Here is a 14,200-nt window from a genome sequence, read left to right as displayed (position 1 = left end):
CGGGTTCTGCTGCGGACATGAGGCCCACACTTTATCAACAACCGGCCGCGCGTGCGCGGCCGGCGCCCCGCTCAGACCGTGCGCGAGTAGCGCTGCCGCGGCGTGTGGGCGAGATACGCGTCGAACGCCATCGCGATGTTGCGCACGACCATCCGGCCGGCCGGATGGATCGTCAGGCGGTCGCCGGCGATGCTCAGCAGAGCGTCGCGCTCGAATTCGCGCAGCGCGTCCAGCTCGCGCGCGAAATGGTCGGCGAAGCGGATGCCGTGCGCGGCCTCGACGTGCGAGAACGGCAGTTCGAGGTTGCACATCAGCTGCGTGATCACGTCGCGGCGCAGCCGGTCGTCGGCAGTGAGCCGCACGCCGCGCGCGACCGGCAGCCGGCCCGCGTCGAGCGCCGGGCCGTACGCGGGCAGGTCCTTCGCGTTCTGCGCGTAGACGTCGCCGACCTTGCCGATCGACGACACGCCGATGCCGATCAGGTCGGTGTCCGCGCGCGTGCTGTAGCCCTGGAAATTGCGCTGCAGCGTGCCGTTTTGCTGGGCCGCCACCAGTTCGTCGCCCGGCCGCGCGAAGTGGTCCATGCCGATGTACACGTAGCCCGCCGCCGTCAGCATCTCGATCGCGAGCCCGAGCAGCGCGACGCGTGTCGCGGGCGGCGGCAGCGCGGCGTCGTCGATCTGCCGCTGCATCTTGAACAGGTGCGGCATGTGCGCGTAGCCGAACACCGACAGCCGGTCCGGCGCGAGCTCGATGATCGTCTCGAGCGTGCGGCCGAAGCTCGCCACGGTCTGGTGCGGCAGCCCGTAGATCAGGTCCACGCTGACCGACTGGTAGCCGGTCGTGCGCGCGGCGCTCAGCAGGTCGGCCGTCATCGCGAGCGGCTGGATGCGGTTGATCGCCTGCTGCACCGCCGGATCGAAATCCTGCACGCCGAGGCTCAGCCGGTTGAAGCCGATCGTGCGCAGGTGGACGAGCGTCGCCGGCGTGACCGTGCGCGGATCGATCTCGATCGAGAACTCGGCGTCGGCGTCCTGCGCCAGCGTGAAATGCTCGCGGGTCGCCGCCATCAGCTCGGCCGTTTCGTCGTCGGACAGGAAGGTCGGCGTGCCGCCGCCCCAGTGCAGCTGCGTGACCGGGCGCGCCGGGTCGAACAGCGCGGCCTGCAGCGCCATCTCGCGCTTGAGCTGGTCGAGATACGGGCGCGCGCGGCGGCGGTTGCCGGTCGCGATCTTGTTGCAGCCGCAGTAGAAGCAGGCCGTGTTGCAGAACGGGATGTGAAAGTAGAGCGACAGCTCGCTCGACGACGCACCCGGGTCGCCGGCCGCGCGCACGTAGTCGGCCGTGTCGAAGTCGTCGCGGAACTGCAGCGCCGTCGGGTACGACGTGTAGCGCGGCCCGTTCGCGCCGTACTTCGCGAGCAGATCGGGACGGAACAAGGTGTCGGCTGAGCTCATCGCGGTCTCGCGCATTTAGATGCTTACGAGTATATAAACGCGCGATTCGTCCGCATTGTGTAATAACGTCGCAGCCGGGGATGGCACAATGCGGGGTGCGGCGGCCAGCCTCGAGGTGCGGCGCCGCGTTGTTGCCGTCGTTCCGTTCGAGAGAGCCGAGTTGCCCGTCGAAATGCCCGTCCGCCCGGCGCCCGCCGAAGTTCCGCCGCCCCACGCGTGCCGCGAGGCTTGCGGCGCGTGCTGCATCGCGCCGTCGATTTCCAGCCCGATTCCGGGGATGCCCGGCGGCAAGCCGGCCGGCGTGCGCTGCGCGCAGCTCGGCGACGACCTGCGCTGTGCGATCTTCGGCCGGCCCGAGCGGCCCGCGTGCTGCTCGGGGCTGCAGCCGTCGGCCGAGATGTGCGGCGCGTCGCGTGCCGACGCACTCGCGTGGCTCGCCCGGCTCGAAACCGCGACGCAGCCGTCACAGCCGCGCTGACATCGGCATGGGGCCGGAGCGCGAGCATGGGCCTGGCATCATTGGCCGGGCGCCGCCCCCGATCGACCAGGCGCCCATTTCGGCAAGCATAGGAGATTCAGCATGACCGCCAGCCGCGCGTCCAGTCGGCGCCGCTTCCTCATCGCATGCACCGCCGCCGTCGGCGTGTCGGCGTCGCTCGCCGCGTGCGCGTCGACGTTCCCGTTCATTCCCGACCACTACACGTTCTCGCGCGGCGACGCGCAGAAGGCGGTCGCGCGCAAGTTCCCGTACCAGAAGACCGTCGCGCCGGTGCTCGACGTATCGCTCGCGAATCCGGTCGTCGGGCTGCTGCCGGACCAGAACCGCATCGCCGTGCAGGTCGACGCGCACTTCGTGAGCCCGTTCCTGCGCGCGCCGGTCAACGGCAAGTTCACCGTTTCCGGCCAGCTTGCGTACGACGCGCCGAGCCGCTCGGTCGTGATCAAGGCGCCGGCCGTCGACAACCTGACGCTCGACGGCGACGCGCAGATGTACGCGCAGCAGATCGGCGCGGCCGCCGGCATGATCGCCACCCAGTTGCTGACCGACTATCCGATCTACACGTTCAAGCCGGAACAGCTGCAATTCGCCGGCGTGAATTACGAACCCGGTACAATCACAATTCTTACAAACGGCATACGCGTGGCGATCGTCGAGAAGTGACGATGCGCCGCGCGCGGCCGGGGGCGGGCCGCGGCGAGTGCGTGGCCCATTTCTTCGATCACTTCGAAACTGGGCCACGGATGGACTGGATACTGATCTGCAAGACACTGATCCTCGGCGTCGTCGAGGGGCTGACGGAATTCCTGCCGGTGTCGAGCACCGGCCACCTGATCGTCGCGGGCAGCTTCCTGAGTTTCGACGATGCGCATGCGAAGACCTTCGACGTCGTGATCCAGTTCGGCGCGATCCTCGCGGTGTGCTGGGAGTATCGGCGCCGGATCGTGTCGGTCGTCGCCGGGCTGCCGAGCCGGCCCGACGCGCGGCGCTTCGCGCTCAACGTCGTGATCGCGACGATTCCCGCGATCGCGCTCGGCCTGCTGTTCGAGAAGAAGATCAAGGCGGTGCTGTTTTCGCCGGTGCCGGTCGCGTTCGCGCTCGTCGTCGGCGGCGCGATCATCCTGTGGGCCGAGGCCCGGCAGCGCGAGCGCGGCGAGGCGCCGCGCGTGCAGTCGGTCGATGCGCTGACGCCGCTCGATGCGTTCAAGGTCGGCCTCGCGCAATGCTTCGCGCTGGTTCCCGGCATGTCGCGCTCGGGCTCGACGATCATCGGCGGGATGCTGTTCGGCCTCGACCGGCGCGTCGCGACCGAATTCTCGTTCTTCCTCGCGATTCCGATCATCTTCGGCGCGACGCTCTACGAAACCGTCAAGGACTGGCACGCGTTCACGGTCGATTCGATCGGGCTGTTCGCGCTGGGGCTCGCGGCTTCGTTCGTCAGCGCGTTCGCGTGCGTGCGCTGGCTGCTGCGTTACGTCGCGTCGCACGATTTCACCGCGTTCGCGTGGTACCGGATCGTGTTCGGCCTGTTCGTGCTGCTGGTCGGATACAGCGGCTGGCTGAACTGGGCGTGACGCGGGGCGGCGCAGGCCGGTCCTGACGCCTGACGCGCGGTTCGGCGAGCCCAATGACGGACGGCCCGGCCGGCAGATGCCGGCCGGGCCGTCGTTGCTTGTGCGGCTTGCGTGACGCGGGGCGATCAGCCTGCGCGCTTGCGGAAAATCAGGTCCCAGACGCCGTGGCCGAGCCGGATCCCGCGCCGCTCGAATTTCGTCACCGGGCGGTAGTCGGGGCGGGGCGCGTAGCCGTCGGCGGTGTTCTCGAGCGACGGCTCGGCGCCGAGCACTTCGAGCATCTGTTCCGCGTAGTTCTGCCAGTCGGTCGCGCAATGCAGGTACGCGCCGGGCTTCAGCCGCGACGCGAGCAGCTTGACGAGCGGCGGCTGGATCAGCCGGCGCTTGTGATGCCGCGCCTTGTGCCACGGATCGGGGAAGAAGATGTGCACGCCGTCGAGGCTGTCCGGCGCGAGCATGTGCTCGAGCACTTCGACCGCGTCGTGCTGGATGATGCGGATGTTCGTCAGGTCCTGCTCGCCGATCAGCTTGAGCAGCGCGCCGACGCCCGGCTCGTGCACCTCGACGCCGAGGAAGTCGTCGTCCGGACGGTGCGCGGCGATTTCGGCGGTCGACGCGCCCATCCCGAAGCCGATTTCGAGGATGCGCGGCGCGTTGCGGCCGAACACGGCGCTCCAGTCCGGCGTTTCCGGCGTGTACGGGACGACGAAGCGCGGGCCGAGGTCGTCGAGCGCGCGGCGCTGGCCGGTCGACACGCGGCCGGCGCGGGTCACGAAGCTGCGGATGCGGCGGCGGTGCAGCGGATTGACTGCGTCGTCGCCGGCGGCGGCTTCGTCGTGGATGGCGTCGTCGTGCGGCGGCAGGCCGGCTTCGTTCGGGTCGTCGTGCATCATCGGTGACAGAGAAAGGCTCGGTTCGGGCGCGAGGCCGTTACGCGTAGCGGTGCGCCGGATGAACGGGCACATGGTACAAAAAAGCCGCCTTCGACGAGGCGGCTGACGCGCAGGCTGCGATGCAGCCGGAAAGTGGAGCGGGCGATGGGAATCGAACCCACGTCATCAGCTTGGGAAGCTGAGGTAATGGCCATTATACGACGCCCGCAGAACGCGCAATTGTACAGGGGGTTGGGTGGGGATGGCAAGGGGGTGGTGGGGCGAGTCTCCGAGCGGTTTGCGGAATGTGCCATTCACGCGAACTGCGCATTTTCGTGGCGCTGCGCAGCATCGGTGCCCAATATCAACGGCTCGACGGACGTGGCGAGTACTCTTCCCGGCAGAGCGGAAATGATCGGCCAAGATCAGACAGGAAGGCTATGCGCGGCGAACCACTGCCGTTGTCGGAAAACAATCGACTGAAGAACAGAACCAATGATGCTGAATACTCTCACCATGACTCCAGAGCAGGAGTCCGATGCGCGCGCCAAAGCGTTTCACCTCCTCAAGAAATGGACGAGTGTTACGTTCCTCGATCATGCAGTTGATCTGTTCAGGGATTTCCTTCACGCGTACGCCAGGCAGTTGGACACGCCGCGCCCGAATCAACAGGAATTGGAGGCAGCGTATGTCAACGATTTCCTGAGCGCGTTGATAAGGATGGATCAAGGCATTGAGACACTGCGACAAGGTGCCGACAAGCGATCGGCTTACGATGCGCTCATAACGGGGAGCGAAAAAGGTGGTGAGCTTTTGCTCGGGCGGAGTGCGCACGAGGTTGGTCGAACGTATGACCCGTTTTTCCACGCACTTGGCGTGAGGGACTCGAGATTTTCGGATTTCGAATACGCAACTGGGTATGCGGAAGGGGCGTGGATTGAAGAGTTGAGCTGTCAGGCGCTCAAGTGCACTGTCGGACTCGATTTTTCCGAATACCTCAGCTATGGCAAGCGTGCCGACGGCGGTACTCGTGTGTTCAAGCACTGGACGTATGAGTCGTTGTTCCAGGACCCGTTGTTTCCAGCATGGCGATATTGGCCGCCCGGTCGCAGCTATCCCGCCGACCTTCCTCCGTGCCCGCCGAAGAACGAATCCGCGGCCGGGGAGATTCACAGCGGCGAGGAGATTCCAGTCGAGGGTATCTGGGAGCCATGGTTTCCGGCCGGCAAGGTCGGTTGCCCGAGTTACTTCCTGAAAGGCAGTATCGCCCACACCTACTTGCTGGAAGGCACCAACGACGAACATGCGGTGGCCTGGCGGCTGCTGTGGGAAGACAAGCGTTACCGGGACGGCAGCATTCCGGCGGAAGAGGCGACTTATTTCCCGACGCCTGTCGTGCAACCGAGGCTCCGGGCCCTGCCCGGGGAGCCTTGTCCGCGCAGAGGTTACTGGCAAAGTCCGGCTGTCAAGGATTCGGTTCACGTCGAAGCCGGAGCGCCGATGCCGGGGCCGCAGCGCACGACGTGGGGAATGGTCATCTGGCATTACGCGGACCCGCAGCCCCATCACGCGAGTTGAGCGACAGGTTTGCTGCCCATCGGGGCGACGATGGGCCCAGTCCGGTGTGCAAGACAATCGGCGCGATCGAGTGTGATGCTCGTTGCCGCCGCCGTCTATGACCTAGCGCCGCTCGCGCACAGGTCGAACAGCACCGGAATGATCATCGACGACGAGCCTGACGCGTGCCTCGAAGCGACGCGGCTCCCAAAACGCACTCGCCACCCCTCCGCCCGCCCATGTCGAAAATGAACGACTCGATGTCGGAACGACACAAGCCGTGCGCGACCATTCGAACTAACGTGACAGTCCTCTCATCCGTTCGTTCTTCAGGAGCTGACATGTCCGATTTCATCACCGTTTTGCGCGAAACCTGCCCGACGCCGGTCCTTGACGCGACCAAGTGGAAGCGCATCGGCGGCGATCCGCACACCGTGAACCTCAACGCTTACGTCTCCAAGGACGGCAGCAAGATCATGGGCACGTGGATCTGCACCCCGGGCAAGTTCGAGGTGAACTACGAGAAATGGGAGTTCTGCCACTTCCTCGACGGCTACTGCATCATCACGCCGGAAGGCGAGGAGCCGGTGCACCTGAAAGCCGGCGATGTGTTCGTGATTGAACCCGGCATGAAAGGGACCTGGGAAGTGGTGGAGACTGTGCGCAAGTATTTCGTCTTCGCGTGAACGAACCGTTCGGTCCGTCCGGTGCGAAAGCGCCGGTCGGAGACCGATGCGTCCAACCGCGCGCTCCGCTAATCGACGCTCAGCGCCTTTTCGATCGCGGCGATCAATTTGAACGCGTCGTCGCGACCGATCCGCAGGCCGCGGCTGGTGTACTCGCAGCCGAACGCGTAGAAGCTCGGCAACAGCGTGATCGCATCGTTCTGTCGATCGAAGTCGACTTCGCATTTCGTCAATGGAAAGAACGGACGCACTTCGACGGGCGGCTCGTACACGACTCGCGCCCTAGTACAGCTTCCGCGGCGGCAGCATGCGCTTCGCGCGGAGTCGCTGTCTCGACACGGCGCTCGCTTTCTTGCGTTTGCGCTCGGTGGTCGGTTTCTCATACCCGGTGCGGCTGCGCAACTCGCGGATGAGTCCGGTTTTCTCGATGTTTCGCCGGAAGCGGCGCAGCGCGACCTCGACTGGTTCGTCGGGCTTGAGGATGATGGTCGTCATGCAGATCCTGTTCTAAAAGCGTGTGGTGGGAAGCTAGCCGAGTCGCGTCATGACGGCGCTCGCTATCCCGTCGGACTCGAACTCGGAATATCCGGCGCCGATCGACAGTGCGCGCACGGCAGCGAACATTTGCAACTCGGGTTGATGGCGCAACGCGGATCCGGCAAGCCGGTGTTGCGGGACAGCGTCGGTCGGGGAAATCTCGTGTCGCTCGATCAGGCCGAGCAATTCGTCGATGATCATTTCGCGCTCCGAATCGCCAGCCGACTGTCGCCGGCCGCGTCGACATGCATCGGTGGAATCGGTGGAACTACGCGAACAGCGGCTGCTCGCCGCGATTGCCATCGATGACCTGCTCTGCGTACAGCACCGACGCCCGCCGCGCATCGCCCGCCGATTCGAACGGCGTCTTGCTGGCCAACCGGAACGTCTCGCTGCGGGTCAGCGTGTCGATGGTGCCGCGCAGGCAGATCTTCACGGCCGCGTCGAAGCCGCCGTCGTAGTTGTGCGCACTGCCGTTCCGCGACGGAACGTGCGGGTAGATCAGCGGGTAAATTTCGAAGCCACGATACAGATGCATGCTCATGAGGAACTCCTCTGTTCGTCGCGACAAATCGCACGGACGAACGCAACCGACCGGTATCACCGCTACGCGGCGCGACGGGTGGGGGTGAAAAGAAAACGATGCGTGCGGATGACGGCGCAACGCAGCAAGAGGGCAGAGGGCGGGACGAGCGATCTGGGACGTGACGCGCGCTCGGATGAATTGATCATACGCGCTTCGTGGCCGATGTCCATCTTATTCTCGACGGGGGCGCTGCAAGGCTTCGACCCCTAGCGACGCGCGTCTCGCCAAGTCGCAAATCCCCGTTCGTCATCCAATATCGCGCGGTGCGCCGACGGCTCGCGGCGCGGTCGCCGACGTCAGCCGATCGCATGCATGACGACCAGCAACAACGCCCCGACGACGATCAGCAGCACCGCATGAACGCGCGTGAGCATCACGCATGCAGTCGACGCAAGCGCGATCGCGCGGGCCGGCCACCCGCCGTCGAGCGCCTGCAGCAGCACCCAGGCCGACGCCAGAATCATCCCCGCTGCAACCGGCCGCAGGCCGGCCTCGAGGGCGACTTGCCAACGTGCGCCCTGGTGCCGCCGCCATAGATGCGCGACGCCGTAAATGAGGAACGCGGTCGGCCCGAACAGCGCGAGCGTCGCGATCACCGCGCCCCAGAAGCCGGCCACCTGCCACCCGATCAGCGTTGCAAGCAGAGAGCCGGGGCCCGGCGCCATCCGCGCAATCGCGAAGTCGTTCACGAACTGTGCGGCCGTCATCCAGTGATGAACATCGACGACCTGCCGCTGGATATCGGCGACGATCGCCTGGCCGCCGCCGATGGTGGCGATCGACAGCGGCGCGAACACGCCGGCCAGCGCGACATAGCGGGACAGCGTGATCATCGGCCGCTCCCCCCGGCCGTCGCGCGCGCCGCACGACGGTATTCGAGTGCGACGCTCAGCGTGCCGCCGATCACCACGGTCCACACGAGCGGCCAGTGCAGCACGGCCACCGACACGAACGTGAGCGTCATCACCGTCAGCGGCAGCGCACGGCGCGGCAGTCGGCGCACCGCGGTGATCGCCATCGAGATCGACAGCCCGATCGCCGCGGCCGCGGCGCCGGCGAGCGCGACGTGGGCGAGCGTGAAGCGCGTGAGTGCAGAGAGCGCGACGCCGAACAGCACGATCAGCACGGCGGGCGGCGCGATGACGCCGGTGAAGCCGGCCACCGCGCCGCGCCATCCGGCGAGCCGGTAGCCGATCCAGATCGCGAGGTTCTTCACATTGACGCCCGGCAACGCCTGCGACAACGCGAGTCCGTTCAGGAACGCCTCCTCGTCGAGCCAGCGCCGCTCGTGCACGAATGCGCGCATCATGCGCCCGCTCAATCCGCCGCCAAAGCTGGTCAGGCCGATCTGCGCGAACGCGGCGAACAAGGCGAGGATGCCCGGAGGCGGGGCGATAGCGTCTGGAACGGAGGTCGGGGCGGTCGGCATCGGGCGGGCGCTGACGTGTCGGTTGGGCAGTCGCCCATGGTAGCAAGGGCTGTCTGTCGGCACGCTGACGTGGGGCCGTCGGCGCTCATCCCGCTTTCCGCCGCGCTACGCGCGCACGACCGTCACGCCGGCCGCCTCGATCGGCTTCGTCAGCGCGGCGTCGGTCGCTTCCTCGACGACGATCGTCTGCGCGAGCGCGAGCTCGCCGATCACGAACGGCGACGCCGCGTTGAGCTTGGACGACGACGCGAGCACGACCGTTTCCGCCGCGCATCCCGCCAGCGCGCGCTTGATGCCTGCTTCCTCGAAATTGCCGGTGGTCAGCCCGGCCACCTGATGAACGCCCGTCACGCCCATGAAGTACAGGTCGGCATGGATGCGCGAGATACCTTCGAGCGCCGCCGCGCCGACCGTCACGATCGAGTGCTTGAACAGCTGGCCGCCGATCAGGATCACGTCGACCGACGGATGCGCGACGAGCGCGACGGCGACGCTCGGACTGTGCGTGACGACCGTCGCCCGCAGGTCGGCCGGCAACTGGCTGACGAGCAGCGCCGACGTCGTGCCGCCATCGACGATCGCGACTTGTCCCGGCGCGATCATCTGGGCGGCGCGACGCGCGATGCGCCGCTTTTCCGCGGTTTCCAGCGTCTCGCGCTGCGCGAACGGCGCGACGGCCGGCGACGCCGGCAGCGCGCCGCCGTGCACGCGCTGCAACAGCCCTTCGGCGGCCAGCTCGCGCAGGTCGCGCCGCACGGTGTCTTCGGATACGCCGAATTGCGCGCTCAGTTCGACGGCCAGCACCTGGCCGTCACGGGCGAGCGCGTCGAGGATCGCTTTCTTGCGTTGGGTCGTCAGCATCGCATTGCACGAAATATCTTGAAATTGCACGAAACTGCACGTTACCATGGGCGCCGTCCTATGTCGAATGGGGAGGCCGCGATGGCCGCAACGCATGAGCGCGTCCGTATCGTCGATACGACGGTGCTGTCCGATGACTGGTACGTGCTGAAGAAGGTGACGTTCGATTTCCTGCGCCGCGACGGCACCTGGCAGCGGCTGAGCCGCGAGACCTACGACCGCGGCAACGGCGCGACCATCCTGCTGCGCAATGCGGCGACGGGCGACGTGCTGCTCACGCGGCAGTTCCGGATGCCGGCGTTCGTGAACGGCCACGACGGGATGCTGCTCGAAGCGGCGGCCGGCCTGCTCGACGATGCGACGCCCGATGCGCGTATCCGCGCGGAAGCCGAAGAGGAAACCGGCTACCGCGTGCGCGGCGTGCGCAAGGTGTTCGAGGCGTTCATGAGCCCCGGCTCGGTGACGGAGAAGCTGCATTTCTTCGTCGGCGAATACGACGCGTCGCTGCGGATCGGCGACGGCGGCGGCGTCGCGGAAGAGGGCGAGGATCTCGAGGTCGTCGAGATGCCGCTGCGTGCGGCGCTCGACGCGATCGAGCGCGGCGAGATCGTCGATGCGAAGACCATCATGCTGCTGCAGTACGTCGCGCTGCGGGAAACCGCCGGCGTGCGCCCGACATGACGCCGCTGCTGGTGCTCGTCGCCGGGCCGTGGCGCAGCGGCACCGACGGCGACCCCGCGCGCATCGCCGCCAACCTGCGCCGGCTCGAGCAGGCCGCGCTCGCGGTGTATCGCCGCGGGCACGTGCCGATGATCGGCGAGTGGCTGTCGCTGCCGCTCGCCACGGCGGCCGGCGCCACGGCGATCGGTGACGCGATCAGCGAATCGTTCCTGTATCCGGCGGCGCACCGGCTGTTGCGGCGCTGCGATGCGGTGCTGCGGATCGACGGCGCATCGCGCGGCGCAGACGCGGACGTGACGCTTGCGCGGCAGCTCGGCAAGGCGGTCTACTCGTCGGTCGAGGCGATACCGGTCGTGCAGGAGAGTTCACAAGCCTGAACGCGATGCCGTGCGGCGTGCCCGACCGTGCGTGCGGCGGCCACGGCCGGTTCGCGGCGCGCTCGGCGCTCGGCGCGGCACTGCGCTGCGCAACACCACGCCACGCCACGCCGCCGCAGCATCGCGCTCGAACCGGCGTATGATCGCGCGACATCCGCCGCCTACCGTTCGATTCTTTGCCCAGCTTCGCCATGCCGCTTTCCCGTTCCTTCGATGCGTCCGCCGCACCACTCCCACTGCCCACTGATCGCGTCGGCGCCGCCGTCGAGGCGCTCGCGCGCGCCGATGCGCTGCTCGTCACGGCCGGCGCCGGCATCGGCGTCGATTCCGGCCTGCCGGACTTCCGCGGCACGGACGGCTTCTGGCGTGCGTATCCCGCGCTGCGCCACGAGCGCTTCGAATTCCACGAGATCGCCTCGCCGCAGGCGTTCCGCGCGCGGCCGCAACCCGCGTGGGGCTTCTACGGCCACCGCCTCGGGCTTTACCGGGCGACCGTCCCGCACGCGGGATTCGCGATCCTGCGCCGCTGGATCGACGCGATGCCGAACGGCGGCTTCGTGCTGACGAGCAACGTCGACGGGCAGTTCCAGAAAGCCGGCTTCGATCCGGCGCGGATCGTCGAGATCCACGGCTCGATCCACCGGATGCAGTGCCTGCGGTCGTGCACGGACGACACGTGGGATGCGGCATCGTTCGTCCCCGACGTCGACGCCGCCGCGTGCCGGCTGATCGGCGAGCCGCCGCGCTGCCCGCGCTGCGGCGGCCTCGCGCGGCCGAACATCCTGATGTTCGGCGACGCCGGCTGGATCGGCGCGCGCTACGACGCGCAGGCGCGCGCGCTGGAAGACTGGCTGGCCAGGGCCGGGCGCGTGGCCGTCGTCGAAGTCGGCGCGGGCACGGCGATTCCGACCGTGCGGCTGATCAGCGAACGGGTCGGCGCCGACGTGATCCGCATCAACGCGCGCGAAGCGCACGCACGGCGCGCGGACGTGATCAGCCTGAAGGGCGGCGCGCTGGCGACGCTCGTCGAACTCGAGCGCGCGTGGCACGGCGGTTGAACGCGGCGGCGGCGCGCGGCCGCCGCCGCCGGTTGTGCGGTTACGGCTGCGCGACGAGCGCCTGCACGAGCGACGGCGCGAGCGGCGAACCGAGCCCGGTCACGTAGTCGTAGCCGCCCGCGGCGGTGCAGATCGCGCCGCAACTGCCGTTGGCGCCGGTCGTCACGTCGTGATAGTTGCTGCCGTACGCGGCTTTCCCGGCCGCATACAGCGCGTCGTACGTGCCGCTCAGCCGTGCCTTGCCGGCCGCCGCGCGCAGCGAATTCGCAATCGCGACGAGCGCCGACCATTGCGGCGCGCCCGCGCTCGTGCCGCCGACCTGGAACCAGCCCGACTGCCCCTGATAGTTGACCGAATCGTAGACCGCGAACCCGCTGGACGGATTCGCGTCGTAGCTGACGTCCGGCACGCCGCGCTTGCCCGCGACCGGAATCGGCCACGCGGACTGTCCGGCGGGCTCGGCTTCGCCGCTGCTCACGCCGCCGCCGCTGCCGCTCCAGGCCGCCTCGCCGACGTAGTTGCCGTAGGTAGCGGTCGGTGGACAGCGTCGTGCCGCCGACCGCGACCACGTACGGCGACGCCGCCGGGTATTCGGTGCCGGTGCCGCTGTCGCCGGACGACGCGACGAAGGTGACGCCCGGCGCGCCGAAGTGGCCGTCGAAGCCGGATTCGCCGCTGAATTCGTTGCCGCCGAAGCTCATCGACACGACCGACGCGCCGCGCTGCACCGCGACGTCGACCGCGGCCATCAGGTCGTTGAAGCTGGCGGACGCGGCTTCGACGAGCACGATCTTCGCCTTCGGCGCGATCGCGTGCACCCATTCGACGTCGAGCGCCATTTCGAGCGACCAGCCGGCGTCGCCGCGGGGCCGGCTGCCGCGCGCGTACACCTTCGTGAAGCAGCCGTTCGACGTGGTGCAAGGCGGCAGCGAGAACGCGTTGCTGAACACGCCGAGATCGGATTCGATCCGCGGGTCGTCGTACGCGTCGACGATCGCGACGACCACGCCGTCGCCCTGGTTGGCGATCGCGTCGAAGCCGTATGCGTGGCGCGCGAGTGCGGGCGTGAGCCCGGCGACCGTGGCCGTGCTCGCGCGCGGCTTCGTGTGGAACGGCGGACGCGCAAACCCCTTCGGCGCGCGGTTGCCTTCGACGTAGGACGGCGGGCCGCCGCTTTCGGCGAACGCGACGGCCGACGTGAGCAGCGACATGCACAGCGCCGGAATCAACATGGACGACAGGCGGATATTGTTCATTTTGAGAATCTCCCCGTGCCGACGGATCGACGGCGAATTGATTCTATGAAATAGCCGGAATGAATTACATCGAATATCGGCAGGATGCGGGAATGTCTGGATGAGGGTAAATACGCGGAATGCCCGGCGCATGGGGCTTGTCATGACCGGAACGGACCGCCTGGCGCAGGTTTCTCCGACTTCCGAACGGCCGCTGACTCATTAATCGATTTATTTTGTGGATTTGTAATGTTCGGCGTAATTCATCGGAAAATGGCGAATCCGGCGGCCGTGTGCGAACGATACGACGCGCCGGCATTGCGGCCGCCGCACGATTGCGCATACAGTTCGGCGTACGCCGCGCCGGCCATCCGGCGCCGTCAGCAAGGAGTTTTCGTGTTCCCTTCGATCGTCGCGATCTTCGCCGGGGCCGGGCTCGGCGCGCTGCTGCGCTGGTTCCTGAGCCTCGCGCTCAACGAATTCTTCCCCGAGGTGCCGCTCGGCACGCTCGCCGCGAACCTGATCGGCGGCTACGTGATCGGCGTCGCCGCCGTCGTGTTCACGATGCGCGCGGGATTGCCGCCCGAGTGGCGGCTGTTCGTGATCACCGGCTTCCTCGGCGGGCTGACGACGTTCTCGACGTATTCGGTCGAGGTGATGACGCACGCGCTGCAGGGCGAGTTCGGATGGGCGTTTGCGGTGGCTGCCCTACACTTGATGGGATCGTTCACGTTGACGGCCCTCGGCATGTGGACCGCCCGTGCGTGGCTGGCCGCAGCGTAGGGAGGAGG

18 protein-coding genes, 1 tRNA gene and 1 pseudogene are annotated in these 14,200 nt (G+C 67.5%); 9 read left to right on the top strand and 11 right to left on the bottom strand.

Translation table 11 applies throughout. The annotated features are described in order from the left end of the window. Positions 1–71 precede the first annotated feature (71 nt). Entirely contained in the window at positions 72–1,457 is a 1,386-nt protein-coding gene (hemN, locus tag WJ35_RS07515) for an oxygen-independent coproporphyrinogen III oxidase (protein ID WP_060231509.1), read from the bottom strand. A gap of 172 nt (positions 1,458–1,629) precedes the next feature. On the opposite strand from hemN, the gene WJ35_RS07510 reads away from it, so the two are divergent. From WJ35_RS07510 to WJ35_RS07500, 3 genes are all read left to right on the top strand, one after another. Continuing rightward, complete coding sequence (locus WJ35_RS07510) at positions 1,630–1,935, top strand: zinc/iron-chelating domain-containing protein (RefSeq protein ID WP_060231510.1); 306 nt, start codon at positions 1,630–1,632, stop codon at positions 1,933–1,935. A gap of 102 nt (positions 1,936–2,037) precedes the next feature. Next, the gene (locus tag WJ35_RS07505) at positions 2,038–2,619 is read left to right on the top strand and encodes a DUF1439 domain-containing protein (RefSeq protein WP_010091622.1); all 582 of its coding nucleotides are present in this window, start codon (positions 2,038–2,040) and stop codon (positions 2,617–2,619) included. Between the two features lie 80 nt (positions 2,620–2,699). Continuing rightward, on the top strand, positions 2,700–3,530 hold the full coding sequence (locus WJ35_RS07500) for an undecaprenyl-diphosphate phosphatase (RefSeq protein ID WP_060231487.1): 831 nt from the start codon (positions 2,700–2,702) through the stop codon (positions 3,528–3,530). A 125-nt stretch (positions 3,531–3,655) separates the two neighbouring features. Here WJ35_RS07500 and trmB read toward each other — a convergent pair whose 3' ends face one another. Continuing rightward, on the bottom strand, positions 3,656–4,423 hold the full coding sequence (gene trmB / locus WJ35_RS07495; protein ID WP_010091624.1) for a tRNA (guanosine(46)-N7)-methyltransferase TrmB: 768 nt from the start codon (positions 4,421–4,423) through the stop codon (positions 3,656–3,658). 133 nt (positions 4,424–4,556) lie between these two features. Further along, positions 4,557–4,631: transfer RNA gene (locus tag WJ35_RS07490), tRNA-Gly, on the bottom strand. Between the two features lie 266 nt (positions 4,632–4,897). On the opposite strand from WJ35_RS07490, the gene WJ35_RS07485 reads away from it, so the two are divergent. Further along, a complete protein-coding gene (locus WJ35_RS07485) occupies positions 4,898–5,980 on the top strand; it encodes an Imm71 family immunity protein (protein ID WP_069238985.1) in 1,083 nt (360 codons plus the stop codon). Between the two features lie 320 nt (positions 5,981–6,300). Beyond that, entirely contained in the window at positions 6,301–6,645 is a 345-nt protein-coding gene (locus tag WJ35_RS07480; protein WP_059535917.1) for a cupin domain-containing protein, read from the top strand. A gap of 68 nt (positions 6,646–6,713) precedes the next feature. Here WJ35_RS07480 and WJ35_RS07475 read toward each other — a convergent pair whose 3' ends face one another. The 7 genes from WJ35_RS07475 to WJ35_RS07445 all read right to left on the bottom strand — a co-directional run bounded on the left by WJ35_RS07475 (position 6,714) and on the right by WJ35_RS07445 (position 10,058). Continuing rightward, positions 6,714–6,917 carry a hypothetical protein gene (locus tag WJ35_RS07475; RefSeq protein WP_014722600.1) on the bottom strand — a complete coding sequence of 68 codons (204 nt, stop codon included), beginning with the start codon at positions 6,915–6,917 and terminating at the stop codon, positions 6,714–6,716. 10 nt (positions 6,918–6,927) lie between these two features. Beyond that, the gene (rpsU, locus tag WJ35_RS07470) at positions 6,928–7,140 is read right to left on the bottom strand and encodes a 30S ribosomal protein S21 (RefSeq protein WP_011883613.1); all 213 of its coding nucleotides are present in this window, start codon (positions 7,138–7,140) and stop codon (positions 6,928–6,930) included. A 33-nt stretch (positions 7,141–7,173) separates the two neighbouring features. Further along, positions 7,174–7,383, bottom strand: coding sequence for a hypothetical protein (locus WJ35_RS07465; RefSeq protein WP_011883615.1), 210 nt, complete (start codon positions 7,381–7,383; stop codon positions 7,174–7,176). A 67-nt stretch (positions 7,384–7,450) separates the two neighbouring features. After that, positions 7,451–7,726: a hypothetical protein gene (locus tag WJ35_RS07460; protein WP_014722601.1), complete on the bottom strand. Its 276-nt coding sequence runs from the start codon at positions 7,724–7,726 to the stop codon at positions 7,451–7,453. 338 nt (positions 7,727–8,064) lie between these two features. Beyond that, the gene (locus WJ35_RS07455; RefSeq protein WP_011883619.1) at positions 8,065–8,601 is read right to left on the bottom strand and encodes a chromate transporter; all 537 of its coding nucleotides are present in this window, start codon (positions 8,599–8,601) and stop codon (positions 8,065–8,067) included. Continuing rightward, positions 8,598–9,197: a chromate transporter gene (locus WJ35_RS07450; RefSeq protein ID WP_041493782.1), complete on the bottom strand. Its 600-nt coding sequence runs from the start codon at positions 9,195–9,197 to the stop codon at positions 8,598–8,600. The genes WJ35_RS07455 and WJ35_RS07450 overlap by 4 nt, the downstream gene beginning before the upstream one ends. 105 nt (positions 9,198–9,302) lie before the next feature. Then, a complete protein-coding gene (locus WJ35_RS07445; protein WP_069238984.1) occupies positions 9,303–10,058 on the bottom strand; it encodes a DeoR/GlpR family DNA-binding transcription regulator in 756 nt (251 codons plus the stop codon). An 81-nt stretch (positions 10,059–10,139) separates the two neighbouring features. Here WJ35_RS07445 and WJ35_RS07440 point away from each other — a divergent pair, with 81 nt between their 5' ends. The 3 genes from WJ35_RS07440 (at position 10,140) to WJ35_RS07430 (ending at position 12,174) form a co-directional block, all read left to right on the top strand. Then, a complete protein-coding gene (locus WJ35_RS07440) occupies positions 10,140–10,739 on the top strand; it encodes an NUDIX domain-containing protein (RefSeq protein WP_059567025.1) in 600 nt (199 codons plus the stop codon). Next, a complete protein-coding gene (locus tag WJ35_RS07435; protein ID WP_059695206.1) occupies positions 10,736–11,116 on the top strand; it encodes a hypothetical protein in 381 nt (126 codons plus the stop codon). Before WJ35_RS07440 ends, WJ35_RS07435 begins: the two co-directional genes overlap by 4 nt. 191 nt (positions 11,117–11,307) lie before the next feature. After that, positions 11,308–12,174: an SIR2 family NAD-dependent protein deacylase gene (locus WJ35_RS07430; RefSeq protein WP_069238983.1), complete on the top strand. Its 867-nt coding sequence runs from the start codon at positions 11,308–11,310 to the stop codon at positions 12,172–12,174. 40 nt (positions 12,175–12,214) lie between these two features. Here WJ35_RS07430 and WJ35_RS07425 read toward each other — a convergent pair. Beyond that, a pseudogene (locus tag WJ35_RS07425) lies at positions 12,215–13,430 on the bottom strand (S53 family peptidase). A 375-nt stretch (positions 13,431–13,805) separates the two neighbouring features. Here WJ35_RS07425 and crcB point away from each other — a divergent pair. Then, complete coding sequence (gene crcB, locus WJ35_RS07420; RefSeq protein WP_069239415.1) at positions 13,806–14,192, top strand: fluoride efflux transporter CrcB; 387 nt, start codon at positions 13,806–13,808, stop codon at positions 14,190–14,192. Positions 14,193–14,200 lie beyond the last annotated feature (8 nt).

The organism is Burkholderia ubonensis (assembly GCF_001718695.1).
In the GTDB taxonomy this organism is placed as follows: Bacteria; Pseudomonadota; Gammaproteobacteria; order Burkholderiales; family Burkholderiaceae; genus Burkholderia; species Burkholderia ubonensis_B.
Note: the sequence above shows the minus strand (reverse complement) of the source record. Positions and strands in the feature narration are given on the sequence as shown.

Bases quoted from the DNA above. Each gene is read 5' to 3' on its own strand.
- WJ35_RS07430 (WP_069238983.1), top strand. From the start codon at position 11,308: ATGCCGCTTTCCCGTTCCTTCGATGCGTCCGCCGCACCACTCCCACTG.
- hemN (WP_060231509.1), bottom strand. From the start codon at position 1,457: ATGAGCTCAGCCGACACCTTGTTCCGTCCCGATCTGCTCGCGAAGTAC.
- WJ35_RS07455 (WP_011883619.1), bottom strand. From the start codon at position 8,601: ATGATCACGCTGTCCCGCTATGTCGCGCTGGCCGGCGTGTTCGCGCCG.
- WJ35_RS07460 (WP_014722601.1), bottom strand. From the start codon at position 7,726: ATGAGCATGCATCTGTATCGTGGCTTCGAAATTTACCCGCTGATCTAC.
- trmB (WP_010091624.1), bottom strand. From the start codon at position 4,423: ATGATGCACGACGACCCGAACGAAGCCGGCCTGCCGCCGCACGACGAC.
- WJ35_RS07500 (WP_060231487.1), top strand. From the start codon at position 2,700: ATGGACTGGATACTGATCTGCAAGACACTGATCCTCGGCGTCGTCGAG.
- rpsU (WP_011883613.1), bottom strand. From the start codon at position 7,140: ATGACGACCATCATCCTCAAGCCCGACGAACCAGTCGAGGTCGCGCTG.
- WJ35_RS07510 (WP_060231510.1), top strand. From the start codon at position 1,630: ATGCCCGTCCGCCCGGCGCCCGCCGAAGTTCCGCCGCCCCACGCGTGC.
- WJ35_RS07440 (WP_059567025.1), top strand. From the start codon at position 10,140: ATGGCCGCAACGCATGAGCGCGTCCGTATCGTCGATACGACGGTGCTG.
- WJ35_RS07505 (WP_010091622.1), top strand. From the start codon at position 2,038: ATGACCGCCAGCCGCGCGTCCAGTCGGCGCCGCTTCCTCATCGCATGC.
- WJ35_RS07480 (WP_059535917.1), top strand. From the start codon at position 6,301: ATGTCCGATTTCATCACCGTTTTGCGCGAAACCTGCCCGACGCCGGTC.
- WJ35_RS07485 (WP_069238985.1), top strand. From the start codon at position 4,898: ATGATGCTGAATACTCTCACCATGACTCCAGAGCAGGAGTCCGATGCG.
- WJ35_RS07435 (WP_059695206.1), top strand. From the start codon at position 10,736: ATGACGCCGCTGCTGGTGCTCGTCGCCGGGCCGTGGCGCAGCGGCACC.
- WJ35_RS07450 (WP_041493782.1), bottom strand. From the start codon at position 9,197: ATGCCGACCGCCCCGACCTCCGTTCCAGACGCTATCGCCCCGCCTCCG.
- WJ35_RS07465 (WP_011883615.1), bottom strand. From the start codon at position 7,383: ATGATCATCGACGAATTGCTCGGCCTGATCGAGCGACACGAGATTTCC.
- WJ35_RS07445 (WP_069238984.1), bottom strand. From the start codon at position 10,058: ATGCTGACGACCCAACGCAAGAAAGCGATCCTCGACGCGCTCGCCCGT.